Annotated in this window: 20 protein-coding genes; 9 read left to right on the forward strand and 11 right to left on the reverse strand. The window is 59.4% G+C overall.

Annotated features, from left to right (window positions below):
• The first annotated feature begins 307 nt into the window (after positions 1–307).
• Positions 308–508, forward strand: a complete 201-nt coding sequence (gene dsrB / locus ACJ8PN_RS09105) for a protein DsrB (RefSeq protein WP_004935117.1) — start codon at positions 308–310, stop codon at positions 506–508.
• Positions 509–724: 216 nt separating this feature from the next.
• On the opposite strand, the gene rcsA is transcribed toward dsrB, so the two are convergent.
• Entirely contained in the window at positions 725–1354 is a 630-nt protein-coding gene (gene rcsA / locus ACJ8PN_RS09110; protein ID WP_004935115.1) for a transcriptional regulator RcsA, read from the reverse strand.
• Between the two features lie 796 nt (positions 1355–2150).
• On the opposite strand from rcsA, the gene ACJ8PN_RS09115 reads away from it, so the two are divergent.
• Complete coding sequence (locus ACJ8PN_RS09115; RefSeq protein ID WP_079007628.1) at positions 2151–2792, forward strand: GNAT family N-acetyltransferase; 642 nt, start codon at positions 2151–2153, stop codon at positions 2790–2792.
• 13 nt (positions 2793–2805) lie between these two features.
• Here ACJ8PN_RS09115 and ACJ8PN_RS09120 read toward each other — a convergent pair whose 3' ends face one another.
• The gene (locus tag ACJ8PN_RS09120; protein WP_442534836.1) at positions 2806–4221 is read right to left on the reverse strand and encodes a pyridoxal phosphate-dependent decarboxylase family protein; all 1416 of its coding nucleotides are present in this window, start codon (positions 4219–4221) and stop codon (positions 2806–2808) included.
• Positions 4222–4322: 101 nt separating this feature from the next.
• On the opposite strand from ACJ8PN_RS09120, the gene ACJ8PN_RS09125 reads away from it, so the two are divergent.
• A complete protein-coding gene (locus ACJ8PN_RS09125; protein WP_442534837.1) occupies positions 4323–5198 on the forward strand; it encodes a LysR substrate-binding domain-containing protein in 876 nt (291 codons plus the stop codon).
• On the opposite strand, the gene ACJ8PN_RS09130 is transcribed toward ACJ8PN_RS09125, so the two are convergent.
• Both ACJ8PN_RS09130 and ACJ8PN_RS09135 read right to left on the reverse strand, forming a co-directional pair.
• Entirely contained in the window at positions 5195–6580 is a 1386-nt protein-coding gene (locus ACJ8PN_RS09130) for a CoA transferase (protein ID WP_351106267.1), read from the reverse strand. The two genes, ACJ8PN_RS09125 and ACJ8PN_RS09130, sit on opposite strands and share 4 nt — an antisense overlap.
• A gap of 61 nt (positions 6581–6641) precedes the next feature.
• The gene (locus ACJ8PN_RS09135) at positions 6642–6803 is read right to left on the reverse strand and encodes a hypothetical protein (protein ID WP_162837997.1); all 162 of its coding nucleotides are present in this window, start codon (positions 6801–6803) and stop codon (positions 6642–6644) included.
• Positions 6804–7237: 434 nt separating this feature from the next.
• On the opposite strand from ACJ8PN_RS09135, the gene ACJ8PN_RS09140 reads away from it, so the two are divergent.
• On the forward strand, positions 7238–7936 hold the full coding sequence (locus ACJ8PN_RS09140) for an MgtC family protein (RefSeq protein ID WP_004935097.1): 699 nt from the start codon (positions 7238–7240) through the stop codon (positions 7934–7936).
• A 244-nt stretch (positions 7937–8180) separates the two neighbouring features.
• Complete coding sequence (mgtA, locus tag ACJ8PN_RS09145) at positions 8181–10880, forward strand: magnesium-translocating P-type ATPase (RefSeq protein ID WP_274864480.1); 2700 nt, start codon at positions 8181–8183, stop codon at positions 10878–10880.
• A 48-nt stretch (positions 10881–10928) separates the two neighbouring features.
• On the opposite strand, the gene ACJ8PN_RS09150 is transcribed toward mgtA, so the two are convergent.
• The 4 genes from ACJ8PN_RS09150 to ACJ8PN_RS09165 all read right to left on the reverse strand — a co-directional run bounded on the left by ACJ8PN_RS09150 (position 10929) and on the right by ACJ8PN_RS09165 (position 13898).
• Complete coding sequence (locus ACJ8PN_RS09150; protein ID WP_004935091.1) at positions 10929–11702, reverse strand: DUF3307 domain-containing protein; 774 nt, start codon at positions 11700–11702, stop codon at positions 10929–10931.
• Between the two features lie 2 nt (positions 11703–11704).
• On the reverse strand, positions 11705–12301 hold the full coding sequence (locus ACJ8PN_RS09155; protein ID WP_015378329.1) for a hypothetical protein: 597 nt from the start codon (positions 12299–12301) through the stop codon (positions 11705–11707).
• A gap of 212 nt (positions 12302–12513) precedes the next feature.
• Positions 12514–12693 carry a hypothetical protein gene (locus tag ACJ8PN_RS09160; protein ID WP_004935085.1) on the reverse strand — a complete coding sequence of 60 codons (180 nt, stop codon included), beginning with the start codon at positions 12691–12693 and terminating at the stop codon, positions 12514–12516.
• 95 nt (positions 12694–12788) lie between these two features.
• Complete coding sequence (locus tag ACJ8PN_RS09165; RefSeq protein WP_171454284.1) at positions 12789–13898, reverse strand: YbdK family carboxylate-amine ligase; 1110 nt, start codon at positions 13896–13898, stop codon at positions 12789–12791.
• A 151-nt stretch (positions 13899–14049) separates the two neighbouring features.
• Between ACJ8PN_RS09165 and ACJ8PN_RS09170 the strand changes: the two genes are divergently transcribed.
• The 3 genes from ACJ8PN_RS09170 (at position 14050) to arsC (ending at position 16181) form a co-directional block, all read left to right on the forward strand.
• The gene (locus ACJ8PN_RS09170; protein ID WP_004935082.1) at positions 14050–14376 is read left to right on the forward strand and encodes a metalloregulator ArsR/SmtB family transcription factor; all 327 of its coding nucleotides are present in this window, start codon (positions 14050–14052) and stop codon (positions 14374–14376) included.
• Between the two features lie 69 nt (positions 14377–14445).
• Positions 14446–15735 carry an arsenic transporter gene (locus ACJ8PN_RS09175; RefSeq protein WP_442534838.1) on the forward strand — a complete coding sequence of 430 codons (1290 nt, stop codon included), beginning with the start codon at positions 14446–14448 and terminating at the stop codon, positions 15733–15735.
• Between the two features lie 14 nt (positions 15736–15749).
• Positions 15750–16181: a glutaredoxin-dependent arsenate reductase gene (gene arsC / locus ACJ8PN_RS09180; protein ID WP_171454282.1), complete on the forward strand. Its 432-nt coding sequence runs from the start codon at positions 15750–15752 to the stop codon at positions 16179–16181.
• Positions 16182–16207: 26 nt separating this feature from the next.
• Here the strand turns inward: arsC and ACJ8PN_RS09185 are convergent, their stop codons facing one another.
• Genes ACJ8PN_RS09185 through fdhD form a run of 3 tightly spaced genes read right to left on the reverse strand, consistent with a single transcriptional unit; the run spans position 16208 to position 19023 of the window.
• Entirely contained in the window at positions 16208–17170 is a 963-nt protein-coding gene (locus tag ACJ8PN_RS09185) for a Dyp-type peroxidase (RefSeq protein WP_351106258.1), read from the reverse strand.
• Positions 17171–17204: 34 nt separating this feature from the next.
• A complete protein-coding gene (locus tag ACJ8PN_RS09190) occupies positions 17205–18122 on the reverse strand; it encodes a bestrophin family protein (protein ID WP_171454280.1) in 918 nt (305 codons plus the stop codon).
• A gap of 58 nt (positions 18123–18180) precedes the next feature.
• Positions 18181–19023, reverse strand: coding sequence for a formate dehydrogenase accessory sulfurtransferase FdhD (gene fdhD / locus ACJ8PN_RS09195; RefSeq protein WP_021505762.1), 843 nt, complete (start codon positions 19021–19023; stop codon positions 18181–18183).
• Positions 19024–19552: 529 nt separating this feature from the next.
• Here fdhD and umuD point away from each other — a divergent pair.
• The gene (gene umuD, locus ACJ8PN_RS09200; RefSeq protein WP_442534839.1) at positions 19553–19987 is read left to right on the forward strand and encodes a translesion error-prone DNA polymerase V autoproteolytic subunit; all 435 of its coding nucleotides are present in this window, start codon (positions 19553–19555) and stop codon (positions 19985–19987) included.
• Positions 19988–19989: the final 2 nt, after the last annotated feature.

Consider the following 19989-nt stretch of genomic DNA (forward strand, 5'->3'; position numbering starts at 1 on the left):
GCTGATTGAAAAAAACCCGCTGCGGCGGGTTTTTTTATGCCTGCAATTCAGCGGTGCGCAAAAAAAGCCCGCAAGTCTGCGGGCAAAAGTTCCTTGTTACTTCTTCATTTGCGAGCGCTTCTCTGGGGGGGAAACGCCTGAAGACAGGCTACGCGAGACCGGCTTAAGATTCTGCGGCCAAACCGTTAAGAAAGTGAAAATCCAGGCGGCTGCTACGCTGATAGCAGAGGCCGGCAGGGCTGGAGCGGTGTCCATCGCCTCCGGTTTTGTAATACACTGACGGCAATCGCAAATAAGGGAGAAGGGTATGCAAGTTAACGATCGAGTGACGGTAAAAACAGACGGCGGCCCGCGGCGTGAAGGCGTCATTCTGGCCGTAGAAGTGTTCAACGAAGGCACCATGTACCTGGTTTCTCTTGACGACTACCCGGCGGGCGTATGGTTTTTTAATGAGATCGACAGCCGTGACGGCACGTTTGTGGAGCCCTGTCGCGAGCACGGGCAGTAACTTAGGCTAATCTCATTAATTTGCTAATGAAATTGTCCATTTTGAGATTATTTCATTGCGGTAGGATTTTTTTTATCGACGGCAAAAAATACCCGTTGCGCTAGCGGGGGATAACGCAACAGGTATTTTTTTGTGGTTCCAGCGGCTGCCATCCAGATGACATTATCACCGGGTATTTAACGGCTGGTAAAACAGATCGGGGGCGTTCTCTATGGTTCAGCGGCTATTGACGAATATTCCACTGGTCAATGTATCGGTCAAACGAACAACGTGATAAATGATCTGCTTGTTGTGCGTTTTTATTTTCCGCTTGATGTTTCCCTTGTGGGAAGAGACCGTTTTGGCCTTTATTTGCATCTGGTCTGATATCTGGATGGTGCCTTGACCGGACATCCACATGCGTAACATGTTTGATTCAGTCTGGCTCAGCGTTACCGGCGTTTGATCCAGAGAGGATTTCTCCGTACGGAGGGACGTTCTCTCGAGATAGTGGCTAAGTAGCTGATTCATAGTCTCTGGCTTGATGGATTTTGACGATATGATGACGTTCTTGCGAACATATAAGTAATCGTCGAAATGTACGTTGGTAATGGCCATGAAGATGAAGAATAACGTATCCGGGTGCAGTGAAATCACCCGTTTTATTCGCTCGGTGGCGTTTGCTTCGTGGATGAAGCAGTCCTCGTTAATAAACACCAGGCTCGGATTCAACTTGCTGCATTTTTCATGCAGGCTGTCAATGTCCTCGATGGCATTAATATGGCGCTTTTTCACGCCATGCGAAGTCAGATAGTCGGTTAACCCCAATCTGGTATAGCTACATGAATCCATGATAATCGTTGGCATATCGCACCCCCACTTAAATCCGTTTTACTGCGGTAATATGAGAAAAAGCCTAAAAAGCCGAAAGGCAAAATGGAGCAATAATTCAGTGTAGCGAGTGTTCTATCAATAAACACGGCATCACTCAATGATATTTTCATACTAAACTTATTAATTGCATGAATCTATAAGTTTGGCTTAAGTCAGAGCGATCTGCTGCTCGTCCAGCTTCGGCATGTTGAGCCTGATCTGCGCTTGGCGCCCGTGCTTGTCTGCATTGCTTGCCGCGAATCTGTTCATCATGTCACGAAACAAAATTTTAGTTTGCTAGGAAAAGTCTTAAAAAAAATTCATGTGTCGTTTTTTTGAAGTCTTTCAGTGCATTTTTTGAGTGATTAAAAAATGCTCTCTCTGAGATTTTTTATTTTTTTATTTAAAAATCATTAATTTATGGTGTTTTTCTGCTTTCCATGCTAATGATTAGCACTTCTTTTTTTATCATAACGGCAAACGAAAGTTAACATTATGGCCGGAATGTGTAGCTTATTTGTTGCTATAAATCACCGTTTTACAATGAGTTATCTGGATATTTATTTTACATGAAATAGTTTTCGTGAATGTTTAACGGTGATTGAGTGATTTCTCTAAACTATCATCCTGCTGCCCGATCCGCAGGGGAGGAATGGCAGGTCGGAGTTGTCTCTGGCCCGCGTTGGTTTTAACTTGCCTCTCCACCTTTCAAAAACAGGATGTCGTGGTGAGACGGAATCAGTATGGGCAGCCGATAGGCGAAGCCCTCCCTCATTGGCAGCCGGCAGGCATGCCCGGGCACTCGCCGCTGCAAGGGCGGTTTTGCCGCCTCGAACCGCTTAACCTCGAGCGCTGGGGGGAGGCGCTTTATCAGGCTTATCAATCCGCCGAGGACGATCGCGACTGGACTTATCTGTTTTGGGAACGGCCGCAGTCGCGCGCAGATTTCCAGCGTTATCTTCAGGCTCAGGCGTCCAGCGCTGACAGAAACACGATGGTAGTGATCGATCAGTCAAACGGGCGTGCGGTGGGAAGCTGCGCTTTTTTGCGCATCGATCCTGCTAACGGCGTGGCCGAACTGGGCACCATCAACTGGTCGCCGCTGATGAAGCGCAGCGCGCTGGGCAGCGAGGCGATTTTCCTGATGCTGCGGCATCTGTTCGACGATCTTGGCTACCGGCGCTGCGAATGGAAATGCGATAGCCTCAATCTTCCTTCACGCCAGGCCGCCGAGCGCTTGGGTTTCCGCTATGAAGGCACCTTCCGCCAGGCCGTCGTCGTCAAAGGACGCACGCGCGACACCGACTGGCTGTCGATCGTCGACGGGGAATGGCCGGCGCGGCGCGCGGCGTTTGCCGCCTGGCTGTCGCCGGATAATATCGGCGATGACGGGCGGCAAGAACGGCGTTTGCAGGCCTTCCAACTCGGGTAATACGCCGCGCGCGTTAGGCCGTTTCCGCCAGGCAATGGCGCAGCGAGTCCAACGCCAGCCGGATGTCCTGTTCCTCCGTCATCCAGTTGACCAGTGCGGCGCGGATCCCCGGCTGACCGTTATAACGCGTAGGGGTGCAGTACACCACGCCGTGCCGGCTCAGGCGCTCGAGAAAGCGATCGCGCGCCGCCTCGCTGTCGCCCTGTGGATGGCTGAGTGCGAAGCAGACCACGTTCAAATTCACCGGCGCCAGCAGCTGGAAACCGTCATCGGCTGCCAGCGCCGCCCCCAGCGCCTGCGCCAATCGGACGTTGCGCTCGACGATATCCCGTATGCCGCTGCGGCCATAGGCTTTCAGCGTCAGCCAGAGCGGCAGGGCGCGGAAGCGGCGCGAATTCTCCGGCGTCAGATGCAGATAGTTGTCTGGCCGCAATGTCGGTGCTTCCAGGTAGGCCGAATGGTTCTGAAATACCTGCATTTGCAGATCCAAATGGCGGGTAAATTGGATCGCGCTGTCATAAGGCACGTTCAGCCATTTGTGTGCGTCGACAGTGATGGAATCGGCATGCTGCCAGCCCTCAAGCCTTGGAGCGTATAGCGGTGAGCAGGCCGCCACGCCGCCAAATGCCGCATCGACATGCAGCCAAAACGGATAACGCTCCCGCAGCGTCAGCAGACGCGGCAGGTCGTCGAACGCGACGGTGTTGACCGTACCGGCGCTGGCCAGCACCAACGTTGGCTGGCCGGCGCCGGCGGCGAGCTGCCGTTCCAGTGCTTCCATATCCATGGCTTCCGAGTCCGGCAGGCTGGCGACGGTCGTCAGCGCTTCGCGGCCGATACCGAGCATGCTGAGCGCCTTCACGCTGCTGGAATGTGGATTGGCCGACAATACCCGGATGGAACCCAGCGCCGCCAGGCCCTGTTGGGCGATATCCACGCCGTGCTGTTGTCCCAGCCACTGCCGGCCAATGGCCAGCCCGGTGAAATTGGCCATGGTCGCGCCGCTGACCAGGCTGCCGCTGAACGTTTCCGGCAGGCCCAGCAGGGATTTCAACTGTGTCACGGCCGCCAGCTCGATCGTGGCTGCGATGGTATCATGGCTGAGTAGGCTATTTTGGTCTGTCACGCTAACCAGCCAGTCCGCTGCGACCGCCGCCGGGGTGCCGCCGCCGGTGACGAAGCCGAAATAACGCGGGCCGGCGCTGGCGGAAATGCCGGCCTGATAACGTTGCCAAAAGCGCTCCAGCGCCGCCAGGGCGCCTTCGCCGTTTTCATCTAGTCGATCGTCGCCCGGTTGCAGCTGCTGATGCTCGAGCGGCGGGCAGACCGAGCGTTGCTGCAGCCCGGTCAGAAAATCTTCCGCCAACTGGCGGGTGTGGTCGAGGATCTGCGGAAACTGCGCGAGGTCTTGTTGTAAACGTGGGTGCATGGTGGCTCCGAAAGCGTCAGGGATGATGGGGTAAACATAGAACATTTGCCTGCCGGTCAAAATCGATGAAAAATAACCTTTTTGGATAGCCTGGTTAACCAATGATGAGTGAACGCATTCCCCTGCATGTCTTGCCGACCTTTGCGATCGCCGCCAGGTTGGAAAATTTGCGTGCTGCGGCGCAGCAGGTGCATTTGACGCACGGTGCGGTCAGCCAGCAAATTCAGCTGCTGGAGCAGGCGGTCGGCTATCCGCTGTTTGAACGGCGTGGGCGCGGTGTGCGCCTGAATGCGGCCGGGAAAGAGATGCTGGCGGCGGTGGAACCGGCGCTGCAGGCGCTGCAGCAGGGCGTCGCCCGCGCCCGGCGTGCGGCGACAAGCCAGACGCTGCGCATCAGCGTGTTGCCGTCTTTTGCCCATTATTGGCTGTTGCCGCGTCTGCCTGCTTTTCATGAGGCCTGCGCCGATATTGCGCTGGATATCGATGCGTCGCTGGCGCTGCAGGATCTGTCGCAGCGAGGGTTCGATGCGGCGATCCGCATCGGCAGCGGTCAATGGGCGGGGCTGCAGGCGCAGCGCATCGCGTCGGGTGACGTGCTGCCTGTCGCTTCGCCGGATATGGCGCGGCAGTGGGGAGCCGCATTCGAGAACGGTGGCGAAGTTCCCTTGCTGGAACACGACGTCAGTCCCTGGCGCGATTGGTTCAATGCACAAGGGCGCTCGCTGTACGGGCGGCAACAGGCGTTGTTCAACGATGCCGGATTGTTGATTCGCGCGGCGGAGCAGGGGTTCGGTATCGCGCTGGCGAAAAAGCTGCTGGTGCAGGATGCCCTCGACGCCGGGAGACTGGTGGCGTTGGCTGCACCCTGTCGCCTGAGCGATGACGACGTTTATCTGGTGTGGCCGCAGACCGCCGGGCTGACGCCGGCGGTCACCCGCTTGCTGCAGTGGCTGCAGCAACAGTTGGCGGCGGTTTAACGGCGCAGCCACACCGGCTGCGAGGTGCCGAGCGTGGTCGCCGGTAGCGCCCATTGCAGCGTCGTACCCTGCAGGCTTAACGGGGCGCGCAGGCGTTGCGCGGCCCCCCAGTAAGTCAATTCCGTTTCCGGGTTCTCGTCGGCGGGGCCGGCCGGCGCCAGCGGTTCCGGCCGATAATCTGCCGAACAGGGATGCGCCAGCAGCAGCTGCGCCGTGCGCGCCAGCGACAGCCGCGCGTGGTAGCCGGTGCCGCGGCTCAGGCGCTGTGCCATACCGGTCAGCACCGCCGCCGCCATCAAATAGCCGGTGGCGTGATCCAGTGCCTGTACCGGCAACGGCACCGGCAAACTGGCGCTACGCCAAACCATGCCCGCCTCCGCCAACCCGCAGCTCATCTGTACCAGGCTGTCGAAACCGCGCCGGGTGCGCCACGGCCCGCTCCAACCGTAGGCATTCAGGCAGACGTCTATCAGGCCCGGCGCCAGCGCGCGCCTTTCCTCCGCGCCATAGCCCAACTTTTCCAGCGCACCGGCACGGTAGCCGTGCACGATCACGTCGGTGTTTCTCAGCAGATGTTCAAACGTATGGCGATCGTGCGCATTGGTCAGGTTGAGGCGCGCGCTGCGCTTGCCCAGCATGACTTCGTGTTCAACGCCGGGCTCATCCCAACCGTAGGGATCGATGCGCAGCACGTCGGCACCCAAACCGGCAAGAAAACGCGTGGCGATCGGCCCGGCGAGAATGCGCGTCAGATCCAGCACCCGTACGCCGTGCAGCGGCCGGGCGACGGGAAGCGCCCAGCCCGGCGGTGGCGCTTCCGGCTGCAGCGAGGCGTGGATCAGCGGTTCGAGCGCTACGCTTTTGCCCTGAATATGTTGTCGCCACGCGGCCGCCGAGCGCATTTGGGCCGCGCAGCCGCCGGCTTCGATCACCGCTTCCTCCAGCTCGCTTTTTTTCCAGCCCAGCACGCGTTCCGCCAGCGTGCCTTTATCCGATGCCGAACCCAGCACCTGCTCCACCGCTCGCCGATGGTGCGGCGCATTGGTATGCAGGCGTATCCAGCCATCCGTCGTCGCATAGTCGCCGGCCAGCGCGTCCCAGGCCGCAGGCAGCGTCCACCCCAGCGGACGCAACGTCCAACCGAACCAGAGCGAGGCCAGGCGTTGATCGATCCAGACCTGCGGCGCATCGGCTGCCTCGCGGCGAAGCAACTCGGCGCAGGCCAAACCGGCGGCGCTCCAGGCGGCGGTAGCCAATTCGGTTACGGGAAAAGCCGAAGGCAATGCGCCGGTGCCGCTTACGGTTAGCCGGTCGGCGGGGGCGGGGCGCTGCCCCAGGCTTTGCCAAATTTCGTCGAGCAGAGTGTGGATCAGAGGCGTCATCGGCCACTCCTTGCGGGTCGTCGGAAATATAGCCTAGCGTAGCCCACCGCCGGCGACCTTGCTAAGGCGCAACGTCGAACGTGCGGCCATCGGCCAGTTTGGCGCGCAGGCTGCGGGCCGCTACGCCGGCGAATGGCTGCGCGCTGAAGTTGGCGGTCAGCGCTTTGTCCCACAGGGCCTGATGCAGCGGCCGGAAGGCGGCGTCGGCGCCCAATGTCGCCATCTTCTATTTGTGACATTGGAATATCATTGCGGTATTCCAGTTTATTTTTCGTTTAATAAATTAGCCTTTACTTCATTACCCGACGTCACTATACTCAGCCAAAATTTCGGTGGAGAAACCCAATTGGACAGTTGTAGTTGTAATAAAATAAATAAGGCAAGCTGACCAATTCTCTTCTGATTTGTTGCTTGCCGTTATCGGCGGGCAGCACCCCTCTCCAGTTATTTCTGAGCTGTGCATACCCGAATAAGAAAACGTTTCCTGATGCCAGGTGGCTTCAGGCGAATTGAGTTGGACGTTATTATGGTATTCTGCAGCCACAGCCTTTTCCCTCCAGGCATGACACGCTGATTCGCTGATTTATTTTCAGCGCGTTTTCGCGTGTGCTAAACAGCACATGATTTTATCTCCTGTGGTTAATTAAGGGGAAAGTCATGGCTATGACTCCTTTCGTTTTAAATTTATTGCTGGCGATGTGCCTGGGCGCGGTGATTGGCGCCGAGCGCCAGTGGCGCCAACGCATGGCCGGCCTGCGCACCAATGCGCTGGTGGCGACCGGTGCGGCGGTCTTCATTCTCAGCTCCATGTCCACCGATCCGGCCAGCGCCGGCCGGGTGGCCGCGCAGATCGTCTCGGGTATCGGCTTCCTCGGCGCCGGCGTAATCATGCGTGAAGGGCTGAACATTCGCGGCCTCAACACCGCCGCCACGCTGTGGTGTTCGGCGGGGATCGGCGTCCTGTGCGGCCTGGGCCAGCATTGGGATGCGGTGGTCGCCACGCTGGTGATCCTGTGCGCCAATATCCTGCTGCGCGAGGCCGCGCAGCGCATCAACCTGCAGCCGCACCAGCAGGCGACCGATCTGGAACTGTGCTATCGCATTCAGGTGACCTGCGGCGAGCAGGATGAAATTCTGGTGCGCACCCTGATTCTGCAGGCGCTGAACGGCGTCGCCTTGCGGCTGCAATCCTTGCGCAGCGCCGATATTGCCAGCCCGGGGCAATTGGAAGTGTGCGCGGAAATTACCGCTACGCCGGCCGCGCAAAAAGAAATTGAAGGTATTGTTTGCCGCGTCAGTCTGGAAAAAAGCGTGAGTGCCGTGCGTTGGCGCGTCGCGTCCGAATTACCGGTCTGAGTAATAATATAAATATTGATTAACTTGATTATATGTTCGGTTTTATTCATGAGTGCCTTGAATAACGCGGAGCATTAAGGAGGCGTTATGGACGATGACCCCGGCAGGGAAATAATTCTTGCGTGGCTGACAGGGTAATCACGCTATTCAGTCACGCTAATTAAAAAATTCCACTCTGCGCAGAGTCACCTGTTTATCGGGCGGGATATCCCTGTGCGCAGAACGAAAATAAGAGAATAGCGTTATGACTCAGATTAATGAAAGAATGCGTCGCCGTGATAAAGACGCGGTGACCTACGCCATTGCGCAAGAGGCGACCAACAGCATCGCCCAAACGCTGGCGAACCTGAAGTGCAACCGCAACGGCTTGACCCAGGACGATGCCGATGAGCGGCTGGAGCAGTTCGGCGCCAACCAGGTCGCCCACGACAAGGCGCCGCATGCCTTGATTCAGTTGATCAAGGCCTTCAACAACCCGTTTATCTTCGTGCTGATGGTGCTGGCTGCGATCAGTTTCTTTACCGATTATTGGCTGCCGCTCCAGAGCGGTGAAGAAACTGAACTCACCGGCGTCATCATCATCCTGACCATGGTCACGTTGAGCGGGCTGCTGCGTTTTTGGCAGGAATACCGCACCAACAAAGCGGCGGAAGCGTTGAAGTCGATGGTGCGCACCACCGCTACTGTGCTGCGCCGCAGCAGCTACAGCGCGCATCCGCTGACGCTGGAAGTGCCGATCCGCGAACTGGTGCCGGGGGATATCATTCAGCTCTCCGCCGGCGACATGGTGCCGGCCGACGTGCGTCTTATCGCCTCGCGCGATCTGTTCATCAGCCAGGCGATTTTGACCGGCGAAGCGATCCCGATCGAGAAATACGATGCGATGGGCAACGTGGCGCAGAAGTCGAGCGAAGGGGAAGTGTCCAGCGAGAACGCGCTGCTTGAGCTGTCCAATATCTGCCTGATGGGCACCAACGTCGCCAGCGGCACCGCCACGGCGGTGGTGGTGGCAACCGGCGGGCGCACTTACTTCGGCTCGCTGGCCAAGTCGATCGTCGGTTCGCGGGCGCAAACCGCGTTCGATCGCGGGGTGAACAGCGTCAGCTGGCTGCTGATTCGCTTCATGCTGGTGATGGTGCCGGTGGTGTTGCTGATCAACGGCTTCACCAAAGGCGACTGGAGCGAGGCGGCGCTGTTCGCGCTGGCGGTGGCGGTCGGCCTGACGCCGGAAATGCTGCCGATGATCGTCAGCTCCAACCTGGCGAAAGGGGCGATCGCCATGTCACGCCGCAAGGTGGTGGTGAAGCGCCTGAACGCCATTCAGAACTTCGGCGCCATGGACGTGCTCTGCACCGACAAGACCGGCACCCTGACCCAGGATCGCATCATTCTCGAGCACCACATCGACGTCACTGGCGCCAGGGATAACGAGGTGCTGCACCTGGCCTGGCTGAACAGCTTCCATCAGAGCGGCATGAAGAACCTGATGGATCAGGCGGTGATCCGTTTCGGGCGCGGCAAACCGGGGATCGAAGCCCTGGGCCGTTTCAGCAAGGTGGATGAGCTGCCGTTCGATTTCGTGCGCCGCCGTTTGTCGATCGTGGTGGCGGACGAAAATGGCACGCAGCAGCTGATCTGTAAGGGCGCGGTAGAGGAGATGCTCGAGATCGCCACCCACGTGCGCGAAGGCGACAAAACGCTGGAACTGGACGACGCGCGCCGTGCGGCGCTGCAGGCGCTGGCCCGCGAGTATAACGAAGACGGTTTCCGCGTGCTGGTGCTGGCGACGCGCGAGCTGGATGCGCAGCGCCCGGCCGAACCGCTGAGCGTGGCCGACGAGCGCGACATGGTGGTGCAAGGGCTGCTGACTTTCCTCGATCCGCCGAAGGAGAGCGCGCAGCAGGCGATCGCCGCGCTGCAGGAAAACGGCGTGACGGTGAAGGTGCTGACCGGCGACAACCCGGTGATCACCTGCAAGATTTGCCGCGATGTCGGGCTGGAGCCGGGTGAGCCGCTCTCCGGGCTGCAGATTGAACAGATGGATGACGAAGAGTTGGCGCGCGAAGTGGAACAACGCACGGTCTTCACCAAGCTGACGCCGCTGCAAAAATCGCGGGTGCTGAAAATGCTGCAGGCCAACGGCCATACCGTCGGCTTCCTCGGCGACGGCATCAACGATGCGCCGGCGCTGCGCGATGCCGACGTCGGCATTTCGGTCGACACCGGCACCGACATCGCCAAGGAGTCGGCGGACATCATCCTGTTGGAAAAGAATCTGATGGTGCTGGAAGAGGGGGTGATCAAAGGGCGCGAGACCTTCGGCAATATCATCAAGTACCTGAACATGACCGCCAGCTCCAACTTCGGCAACGTGTTTTCGGTGCTGGTGGCCAGCGCCTTCATCCCGTTCCTGCCGATGCTGGCGATCCACCTGTTGATTCAAAATCTGATGTACGACATTTCCCAGCTGTCGCTGCCGTGGGACAAGATGGACAAAGAGTTCCTGCGCAAGCCGCGCAAGTGGGATTCCAAAAACATCGGGCGCTTTATGCTGTGGATTGGGCCGACCTCGTCGATCTTCGATATTACGACCTATGCGCTGATGTGGTACGTGTTCGCCGCCAACAGCGTAGAACACCAGGCGCTGTTCCAGTCCGGCTGGTTCATTGAGGGGCTGCTGTCGCAAACGCTGGTGGTGCATATGCTGCGCACCCAGAAGATCCCGTTCATTCAGAGCACCGCGGCGCTGCCGGTGTTGCTGACCACCGGGTTGGTGATGGCGCTCGGCATCTACATTCCGTTCTCGCCGCTCGGCGCTCTGGTTGGCCTGCAGCCGCTGCCGTGGGAATACTTCCCGTGGTTGGCCGCAACGCTGGTCAGCTACTGCGTGGTCGCGCAGTTGATGAAGCGTTTCTATATCCGCCGCTTTGGCGAGTGGCTGTAAGCCGCCTCGGCGTTCACTTCGGGGGCGAAATTTTTCGCCCCCGCACCGCTACAGCAGTTTGTTGACCAGCAGGCCGAGCATGATGGTCAGCGTGAAGGAAAACAGCGTGCCGAGCAGCACATACTCGGTACGCATCTTATCGTCACTTTGGCGCAGATCGCCGAAACGGAAGATAGATTTGGCCGCCAGTAAAAAACCGATCGCCGGAATTTGCCCCAGCAGCACGAAGGTCAGGATCAGCGTTCTTTCCAGGTAGCCAATCTGTTTGCCCGCGCGCAGCAGCGAGTCGTTGTCGGCCTTGGCCGAAGGCGGCATTTGCGGCGTCCAGTGCGCCAGCAGTTGCCCGATCAGCAGGCTCATCGGCAGATAAATCAGGCTGTAGGCCACCAGCACCAGGCCGGTTTGCCAACGCCCCAGCTGCCGACCCAGCGCCGCGAGCAGTTCACCGGCGTTCGGCGTCAGCCCCAGCCACAGTAAGGCGATCACCGCCAGATGCAATCCCTGATCGAGCAGAAAGCTGCGGGCCGGGCTCAGACGGTTCATCGCGGTGACTTTCAGCAAATCGATCAGGTAGTGGCTGACGGCGATGGCCAGCAGGCTGGCCAGCACCTGCAGTGAAGAAAGCCCGCCGTGCAGCAGGCCGAAACCGGCCACCGCCCAGGCGGCCAGCACCCCGTGCAGCAACGCGTGCAACAGCAGAAAACGCGAACGCGCGCGATGTTGGATTTTATCTTCCACCCAACTCAGCGGCTGCAGCGGAAAATCCGCCAGCAGATGGACGAGCAACAGCCAGGCCAGCAAAGGCGCATAGGTCAGATCCATGGTCAGACGATCCTGTTAATGGCGTGAATAAACCGCATGATTTCCTCATAGGCCGCGCGTTTCAGCGCGGCGGAGACCGTGGAGGCGGCTTTTTGCAGCTGGTCCGCCACGGCGGCGCCGCTGTCGGCGAACATTCTCGCCTGAACGATGCGCGCTTCGGCCTGTGACAGGCGGCCAATCACATGATCTAACATCGGCAGCAGATCGCTGACAATGGCGTTTGTCCGATCGTTGTCGGTTTTCAGAGCCAGCCGGCAATTTTTTGCCATGGCGTCCAGCGCGCTGCCGGAGTTGATAAAGGCGCTGCCGTAACCGGCGGCGTCGGGCCGTTGGCTACCCAGCCCGACGGCGATGCGCGCATCCCAGTGCGCGGCACCCATCGCCCGCAGCGCGAGGCGTATGTACACCGCCAGCAACAGCCCGTCCTCTGGGGCGGCCTGCGCCTGGAAGGCATCGCCGCGAAAGATTTCCACCTGATGCAGCCGCCCGTCACGCCGCAGCCGATCGAGCAGGTTATGCAGCCCATTGAGGTAGTTGACGGTGTCTGATCGGCGGGAATCAACCAGATCGCCGCTGATTACGCTGATTGGCGTCGGCATGGCGTGTTCCATTATTTGCGGAGGGATGACTATAAATTCGCACCTGGATGCGAATATGTCAACAATTCGCCTCTAGGTGCGAATTTATGGGGTTTTCGCCTGTGAGGGCGAAACGGGCAGGATGAGGAACGGGGGATGAACGGCCGGGAATGCGCGGGCCTGCCAGGCTCGCCACCGGCGGCGTAGAGGGAAAATGGCCGGCAACCGGCTGTTCAGAAGCTTTTAACCAGCACGTCACGCGGCATTTCGCTGCCGTGTTTCAGCAGATGCTCAAACGATCGCTCGCTGCTTTTCAGCTGCTGCAAAAATTCCTGCGGCGACAGATCGTGTTTTTTGCCGCTCATGTAAGCCAGCGCCAGTTCTTTTGCCTGATAGCGGGAGAAGTTGTACATGGTGTCCTCGATACGGTGAATGTCAGTGCTCACGATTGTAGCGAAAGAGCACATAATGAACAGCGGCTTTGGCGTATGGAATCGATAGCCGAAACTTAACTTGCAGGCTGCAACAGCTCATCGCACAGGCGCTTGATCACCTGAGCTTGCGGCAGGCCGTTGTGCAACATCTGGCGGATATGCTCCGAATCGCTGATGCCCTGGCGGACATGACGCTCGACGGCCTGCAGCAGGGCACGATCCTCCCGTCGCTCGGCAAAACCGCTCAGCGCTTCGAGAGTGTGCAGGATGTGGGCGGTCAGGCTGCTGCGGCGCAGCGTCGCGGGATCGACGTATTCGGCGGCAAAGCCGCTGCGATAGGCGTTGATCTTGTTGTAATTGGTGAAGGCATCGTATTCCGGCGCGATCGGTGAGCGGTGCTGCAACAGAAAATCGGCCAGCAGGCGGCAGTAACCGACCAGCAGCACGGCGTGGGTGAGGCGCAGCGGCGTATCGCAGATGCGGATCTCTACCGTGCCCAGCTCTGGTTTTGGCCGCGCATCCCAGTAAATATCCTTGACGCTTTCAATCACGCCTGCGGCATTCAACCGTTCGTAGTAGGCGTTGAATTCATGCCAGCTGTAGATGTGTTCCAGGCATCCGTAGTTGGGGAAGGAGTTCTGGGCGCTGAAGCGGGAACTGGCAAAGCACGTGTCGACCCCCTGATACAGCGGCGACGAGGCGCTGAGCGCGATCAACTGCGGAAAGTAGGGCGTCAGCGCATGGCACAGGTACATCGCTTCGTCCCCGTCGTTGACGCCGAGGTGAATGTGTTGGCCGAACACGCAGGCCAGCTTGGAGAGATAGCCAAAACGGCTGGCCAGCTGCCTGTAGCGCGCGTTGTCGCTGATGACCTGCTTACGCCAGTCGTTGCTCAGGTGGCGGCCACCGCCGCAGACGTCACAGCCCAGGCGCTGCGCGCTGCGCCGGACGGTATGGGTCAGGGCGCGCAGCTCGGTGTGCAGCTCATCGAGATCGTGGTGCACCGAGCTGTTCAGCTCTACCATCGATTTGGTGAGCTCATGCTTGACGCGCCGGCGGTCGCCGACCGCGCTGACCACCCGATCGGCTCGATCCGTAAGATCGTAGTGCTCGGCATCGACCAGCTGTAACTCTATTTCGGTGCCGATGGAGAGCCTTTCCGAACGTTTGAATGTGAGCGGCATGGTACCTCCTTCCTGCAAGAACGGCATAAAGATAAGTATATGTCTCGGTGAGGAGGGCAACGTTTTGCATTTTATATTTGTTTTTTCGCATGTGAAGCTGGTATCTTCACGAGCGAGTTATGGTGAAGAGAAAGGTTAACGGGAGTGTGACATGCCGTCATTGACGCCGCTGAAGCTGTTTAAAAACCTGTCTGACGAGACGCGTCTGACCTTGGTGCTGCTGTTGCGCCACGCCGGTGAACTGTGCGTGTGCGAGCTGTCGGGCGCGCTGGCGCTGCCGCAACCCAAGATTTCAAGGCATCTGGCGATGCTGCGTGAAAGCGGGCTGCTGCTCGATCGGCGCGAGGGTAAATGGATACATTATCGCCTGTCGCCGCATATGCCGGCCTGGGCGGCGGCGATTATTGAGCAGGCTTATCAGTGCCGGCCAGAACAGATGACGGAGTTAGCGCAACGCGTGGCGAAAGGTTGCCCGTAACGGTAAAAAATTTACGCAAACACATATGAAAAATCGAATATGTAAACTTAAAGGGGCGGAAGGACAGCGATGATAGTGGCAGGGGCGATCTTTATTCTGACGTTGATCTTGGTCATCTGGCAACCGAAGGGGCTGGGTATTGGCTGGAGTGCGTCGATCGGGGCGGGATTGGCATTATTGAGCGGCGTGGTGCACGTCAGCGACATCCCCGTGGTATGGCAGATAGTCTGGAATGCGACTGCGACCTTTATCGCCGTCATCATCATCAGCCTGTTGCTGGATGAAAGCGGCTTTTTTGCCTGGGCCGCCTTGCACGTCGCGCGCTGGGGCAACGGCAAGGGCCGCTGGCTGTTTACCTATATGCTCCTGTTGGGCGCGGCGGTGGCGGCGCTGTTCGCCAATGACGGCGCCGCGTTAATCCTCACGCCGATCGTGATCGCCATGCTGTCGGCGCTCGGTTTTCGTCCTGCGGCGGTGCTGGCTTTCGTCATGGCGGCGGGCTTTATCGCCGATACCGCCAGCCTGCCGCTGGTGGTGTCCAACCTGGTGAATATCGTTTCGGCGGATTTCTTCCACTTGGGCTTTACGGAGTATGCGGCGGTGATGGTGCCGGTCAATCTCGTCGCCGTGGCGGCGACGCTGGTGATGTTGCATTTGTTCTTCCGCAAGGATATTCCGCCGGGCTACGCGTTGACGCGTTTACCGGTACCGCGGGAAGCGATCCGCGATCGCGCGACGTTTCGAGCCGGTTGGGCGGTATTGGCGCTGTTGCTGATCGGCTTTTTCGCCCTGGAACCGCTCGGCGTGCCGGTGAGTTTGGTCGCCGCCTGCGGCGCGCTGGTGCTGCTGGCGGTAGCGAAACGCGGGCGGGCGATCGATACCGGCAAAGTGCTGCGCGGGGCGCCCTGGCAGATCGTGATTTTCTCGCTGGGTATGTATCTGGTGGTCTATGGGCTGCGCAATGCCGGTTTGACCGATCTGCTGTCCGGCGTGCTGGATGCGCTGGCGCGGCAGGGGCTGTGGGCGGCGACGCTCGGCACTGGCTTCCTGAGCGCGTTTCTCTCTTCCGTCATGAATAACATGCCGACGGTGCTGGTGGGGGCGCTGTCGATCGACGGCAGCAGCGCGGAAGGCGTCATCAGGCAGGCGATGATTTACGCTAACGTCATCGGCAGCGATCTCGGCCCCAAAATCACCCCGATCGGCAGCCTGGCCACGTTGCTGTGGCTGCATGTGTTGGCAAGGAAAAACATCGTCATTACCTGGGGCTATTATTTCCGCGTGGGACTGGTGATGACGCTGCCAATTCTGTTTGTCACCCTGGCCGCGCTGGTGCTGCGGCTGTCAGTTTTATCCTAACCGGAGAAACCGTCATGAGCCGTATCAAGATTTATCACAACCCGGCCTGCGGCACGTCGCGCAATACGTTGGCGCTGATCCGCAACAGCGGCGCTGAGCCGGAGGTGATTCTGTATCTGGAAACGCCCCCCAGCCGCGAACGGTTGATTGCGTTGCTGGCCGACATGAACATGACGCCGCGCGCGTTGTTGCGTAAAAACGTCGAGCCTTATGCCGAACTGCGGCTGGACGAAGCCGGCTGGAGCGACGATCAACTGATCGACTTCATGGTGCAACAGCCGATCCTGATCAATCGCCCCATCGTGGTGACGCCGCTTGGCACGCGCCTGTGCCGTCCGTCGGAGGCGGTGTTGGAGATTCTGCCGGATCCGCAGCGCGGCGCCTTCAGCAAAGAGGACGGCGAGCCGGTGATCGACGCGCAGGGCCGCAGGATAACCAAAGGCTGATCGCTGCGGCCCTGAATTTCGGCCAATCAGTGCAGTTCGGCGCCGCTGCGATCGGCCAGCGCTTCCAGCTGCGGGGCGGAAGGCACGAAGAACAGGGTGCCGGTCACCGCGTGGCTAAAATCGAGCAGCCGATCGTAGTTGCCGGCCGGGCGGCCGATAAACATGTTTTCCAGCATCTGCTCGATCGGCTGCGGGGAGCGCGCATAGCCGATAAAGTAGGTGCCGAACTCGCGCAGGCCGGGGCGGCCGAACGGCATGTTATCGCGCAGAATTTTCACCTCGTTGCCTTGCTCGTCGGTGATGGTGGTCAGCGAACTGTGCGACGACGACGGTTTGACCGCTTCATCCAGCTCGATGTTGGACTGCTTATGGCGGCCGATGATCTTCTCCTGCGCTTCCACGCTGAGCGAATTCCAGCCCTGCATGTCGTGCAGGTATTTCTGCACCAGCACATAGCTGCCGCCGCTGAACGCCGCGTCTTCGTCGCCGATCACCGTGTAATCGAAGGCTTCATGCCCTTCCGGGTTCTCCGTGCCGTCGACGAAGCCGATCATGGCGCGCTGATCGAAGTAACGGAAGCCGTGCACCTCCTCGATCACCGTCACGGCGTCGCCGAGCTTGCCGATCAGCTGAGAGGCCAGTTCAAAACACAGATCCATTTCATCGGCGCGGATATGCAGCAGGATATCGCCGGGCGTGGCAACGGCGACGCGTTCCCCGCTGCCGATCGGGCTGAACGGATGCAGCTGGCGAGGGCGCGGCGCGCCGAACAGCGTATCCCAGGCCTCGGAGCCGAAGCCGCAGACGCAGGTGAGGTTGCCCGCCGGCGCGCGTTTGCCGACCGAACGCACCACGGCGGCGATGTCGCCGCACCAGGCGCGCACCGCCGCCAGATGGGAGGGAACGGGCGACAGGGTGGCGACGATAAAGATGGCATGGCGCGTCACCGGCGTGAATACGGCTTGCGGCAGGGGGGGATTTGCATTCATTGCATTCGGCTCCAGTGTGTTCGGGTGAAATAGCTCAGATCAAATTAAAGTGCTCGTCGGGTTTCATCGGCGGTGGCAGCGGGTTTTGGTCATTCATTTCCAGCAGGTTGCGCTCAATGGTGTTGCAAATGGCGTTTAACGGCAGATGGTTGGCCGACACGCCGAACGGATCCTCCAGCTCTTCGGCCAGTGAGTCCCAGGATAAGAAGGTATAGGAAATGAACACCGAAACAAACGGTGTCATGTAATGCAGATCGGTCACCAGGGCAAAAGGCAGCAGGCTGCAGAACAGGTAAACGGTGCGCTGCAGGATCAGGGTATAGGCGAACGGCACCGGGGTGCTGGCGAGCCGTTCGCAGCCGCCGAGGGCGTGGGACAGCTCACTCAGCTTGTTGTCGAGCAGCTCGAAAGTGATGTCGCTCAATAGCCCCCGTCGGCGCAGCTTGCCGATCTCCTGGCCCAGCATCAGCAGGATGCGGTTGGTCGGCATCGGGCTGGCGATCACTTCGGCCAGCTCTTTGCTGCTGAGATTGTGGTACAGATCGGCGGTGGGATCGGTGGCGCGCAGCTGATGCTTCAGGCTCCAGCTGAAGGCGATCAGCAGCTTGGCGACCTTTTGCTGCACCGCCGGTTCGTCCGGCAGCAGGCTTTTGATCTGGCGCAGCAGGGATCGCTCGGTAATCAGCAGCGAGCCCCACAGGTTGCGCGCCTCGACAAAGCGGCTATAGCCGGCATTATTGCGAAAGCCGAGAAAAATCGCGATGGCGATGCCCAGCAGGCTGAACGGCGCGATGGTCAAATGCACGCCGAGCTGTTCGTACCATTGGTAGCTGATCACCGCCACTATCGACATCAGCACGTTCAGCGACAGGCGAAAGGTGATCTTTGACAGCACGGAACCGTGCCAGGCGAACAGGCGAAAAAACCAGTTCTGGTGCGGGCGGATTATCATAACGTGGATGCTTCCTGGTGTCCTGCTATTGAGAATAGTCGATTCTTATCCGGCGGCGTTAGGCCGCCGTTGTCGATTGCCAGAGCCGCTGCGGGTGCGTATAGACGGTGGCGCGCCCCGGCTTGCTGAAGCCCACCAGCGTGAGGTTGCTGCGCTCGGCCACCTCCACCGCCAGGCGGGTGGCGGCGGAAACGGCGAACAGGATCTCGACGCCGCACATGGCGGATTTTTGCACCATTTCATAGCTGGCGCGGCTCGACACCAGCGCAGCCCCTTGCAACCACGCCTGTTGGCTGCGATAACCCAGCAGTTTGTCGAGCGCCACATGGCGGCCGACGTCTTCACATCCGCCGCTGAGCGCGCCGTCCGGCTGGATCCAGGCCGCCGCGTGGGTGCAGCCGGTCAGTTTCCCCACCGTTTGCACTTCCTGCAGCTGCGCCAACGCCCGATCGAGCAGCGCCAAATCGAAACGCTGCGTGAAAGGCAGCGGCGCGATGGGCTGAGCGACCTCCTGCAGTTGCTCGACCCCGCAGACGCCGCAGCCGGTGCGGCCGGCCAGGCTGCGGCGCTTCTCTTTCAGCTGCATAAAGCGGCGGCTCGAGAGCTCCACATGCACTTCAATGCCATTGCAGGCCGGTTGCTGGCGGATGTCGTAGATATCGTCGGGGGAGGCGATGATGCCTTCGGACAGCGAAAAACCGATGGCGAAGGCCGCCAGGTCTTTCGGCGTCGCCATCATCACCACGTGGGAAATGCCGTTGTACACCAGGGCAACCGGCACTTCTTCCGCCAGCCAATCCTGCTGCGCCTGAGCCAGATCGTTGCGCTGCCAGACCGCGTGGCGCGACAGGCAGGCCGAGTCGGCATCGCCGGGTTCGTCGAGAATCAAATGCTTGTTCATGATGGTTTCGCGGCGCCGGCGGATACAGCGCCGGCGTCAGATAGAGTCTGATGAGTGATAGCCGATTTTATCATAGATGGCGTGCTTGAACAGGGCGAAACGGGGCGACGTTAATCAGGCGGCTGATCAGAGGGGGGGACTAAGCGGGTGTCGAGCCAGTCGCGCGCGGCCGTCGGTCTCTGCTGCGTACAGCGCCGCAAAGAACAGCGGCAGGCCTTGCCTCAGCAAGAGCCCACGGGAGGAACGGCGGACGGCCTTACAAAATGACGCCAATAAAATTGCGACTGGCAATGGCATCAATGGGGCGGAGGCGGGCTGTTTGAGTGAATCGTTTGCGGCCCCACCAGGTTATCCACAGTTTTAGTGGATAACGTGTGCGCAAGGCAGAGTGAAACCGTTAGCAGGCGTAAAAAAAAAATCGCTCAGAAAATTATTATATTACGCGGCAAAGCGCGATCCGCAGGGGGATTTGGGGTTGCGCGCGTTCGCGTTTTGTTTATGATTTACTGTATAAATATACAGTTTGGTTATGATTATGCTGAGCAATTCAAGGTTGTATGCTTTTTCACCAGGTGAGTCTCTGGCGTTACCGCTGTTTGCCGATCGCGTGGCCTGCGGCTTTCCTTCCCCGGCGCAGGACTATGTCGAGAGCCGGCTGGATATCGGCAAACTGCTGGTGCGGCACCCCAACGCCACCTACTTTGTACGCGCCAGCGGCGAGTCGATGATCGACGGCAATATTCAGGACGGCGATCTGCTGATTGTCGACAGCGCCCTGACGCCGGAGCACGGCAATATCGTGATCGCTGCGGTGGACGGTGAATTCACCGTCAAAAAACTGCAGCGCTACCCCGACGTGCGGCTGTTGCCGATGAACCCCGCCTATGCGCCAATCGTGTTCAACGACGAGGCGCAGCTGGAGATCTTCGGCGTGGTGACCTTTATCGTCTACGCGGCGCTGTAACC

Source organism: Serratia sp. CY76391, assembly GCF_052166695.1.
Classification (GTDB): domain Bacteria; phylum Pseudomonadota; class Gammaproteobacteria; order Enterobacterales; family Enterobacteriaceae; genus Serratia; species Serratia nematodiphila.

What these genes read in the sequence shown, in the direction of transcription:
- ACJ8PN_RS09120 (WP_442534836.1), bottom strand. Translation starts at nt 4,221, where the DNA reads ATGCACCCACGTTTACAACAAGACCTCGCGCAGTTTCCGCAGATCCTC.
- ACJ8PN_RS09150 (WP_004935091.1), bottom strand. Translation starts at nt 11,702, where the DNA reads ATGGATCTGACCTATGCGCCTTTGCTGGCCTGGCTGTTGCTCGTCCAT.
- ACJ8PN_RS09190 (WP_171454280.1), bottom strand. Translation starts at nt 18,122, where the DNA reads ATGATAATCCGCCCGCACCAGAACTGGTTTTTTCGCCTGTTCGCCTGG.
- ACJ8PN_RS09165 (WP_171454284.1), bottom strand. Translation starts at nt 13,898, where the DNA reads ATGCCGCTCACATTCAAACGTTCGGAAAGGCTCTCCATCGGCACCGAA.
- ACJ8PN_RS09170 (WP_004935082.1), top strand. Translation starts at nt 14,050, where the DNA reads ATGCCGTCATTGACGCCGCTGAAGCTGTTTAAAAACCTGTCTGACGAG.
- umuD (WP_442534839.1), top strand. Translation starts at nt 19,553, where the DNA reads ATGATTATGCTGAGCAATTCAAGGTTGTATGCTTTTTCACCAGGTGAG.
- ACJ8PN_RS09175 (WP_442534838.1), top strand. Translation starts at nt 14,446, where the DNA reads ATGATAGTGGCAGGGGCGATCTTTATTCTGACGTTGATCTTGGTCATC.
- ACJ8PN_RS09140 (WP_004935097.1), top strand. Translation starts at nt 7,238, where the DNA reads ATGGCTATGACTCCTTTCGTTTTAAATTTATTGCTGGCGATGTGCCTG.
- dsrB (WP_004935117.1), top strand. Translation starts at nt 308, where the DNA reads ATGCAAGTTAACGATCGAGTGACGGTAAAAACAGACGGCGGCCCGCGG.
- ACJ8PN_RS09185 (WP_351106258.1), bottom strand. Translation starts at nt 17,170, where the DNA reads ATGAATGCAAATCCCCCCCTGCCGCAAGCCGTATTCACGCCGGTGACG.
- mgtA (WP_274864480.1), top strand. Translation starts at nt 8,181, where the DNA reads ATGACTCAGATTAATGAAAGAATGCGTCGCCGTGATAAAGACGCGGTG.
- ACJ8PN_RS09125 (WP_442534837.1), top strand. Translation starts at nt 4,323, where the DNA reads ATGATGAGTGAACGCATTCCCCTGCATGTCTTGCCGACCTTTGCGATC.
- ACJ8PN_RS09135 (WP_162837997.1), bottom strand. Translation starts at nt 6,803, where the DNA reads ATGGCGACATTGGGCGCCGACGCCGCCTTCCGGCCGCTGCATCAGGCC.
- fdhD (WP_021505762.1), bottom strand. Translation starts at nt 19,023, where the DNA reads ATGAACAAGCATTTGATTCTCGACGAACCCGGCGATGCCGACTCGGCC.
- ACJ8PN_RS09160 (WP_004935085.1), bottom strand. Translation starts at nt 12,693, where the DNA reads ATGTACAACTTCTCCCGCTATCAGGCAAAAGAACTGGCGCTGGCTTAC.
- ACJ8PN_RS09115 (WP_079007628.1), top strand. Translation starts at nt 2,151, where the DNA reads ATGCCCGGGCACTCGCCGCTGCAAGGGCGGTTTTGCCGCCTCGAACCG.
- ACJ8PN_RS09130 (WP_351106267.1), bottom strand. Translation starts at nt 6,580, where the DNA reads ATGACGCCTCTGATCCACACTCTGCTCGACGAAATTTGGCAAAGCCTG.
- ACJ8PN_RS09155 (WP_015378329.1), bottom strand. Translation starts at nt 12,301, where the DNA reads ATGCCGACGCCAATCAGCGTAATCAGCGGCGATCTGGTTGATTCCCGC.
- arsC (WP_171454282.1), top strand. Translation starts at nt 15,750, where the DNA reads ATGAGCCGTATCAAGATTTATCACAACCCGGCCTGCGGCACGTCGCGC.
- rcsA (WP_004935115.1), bottom strand. Translation starts at nt 1,354, where the DNA reads ATGCCAACGATTATCATGGATTCATGTAGCTATACCAGATTGGGGTTA.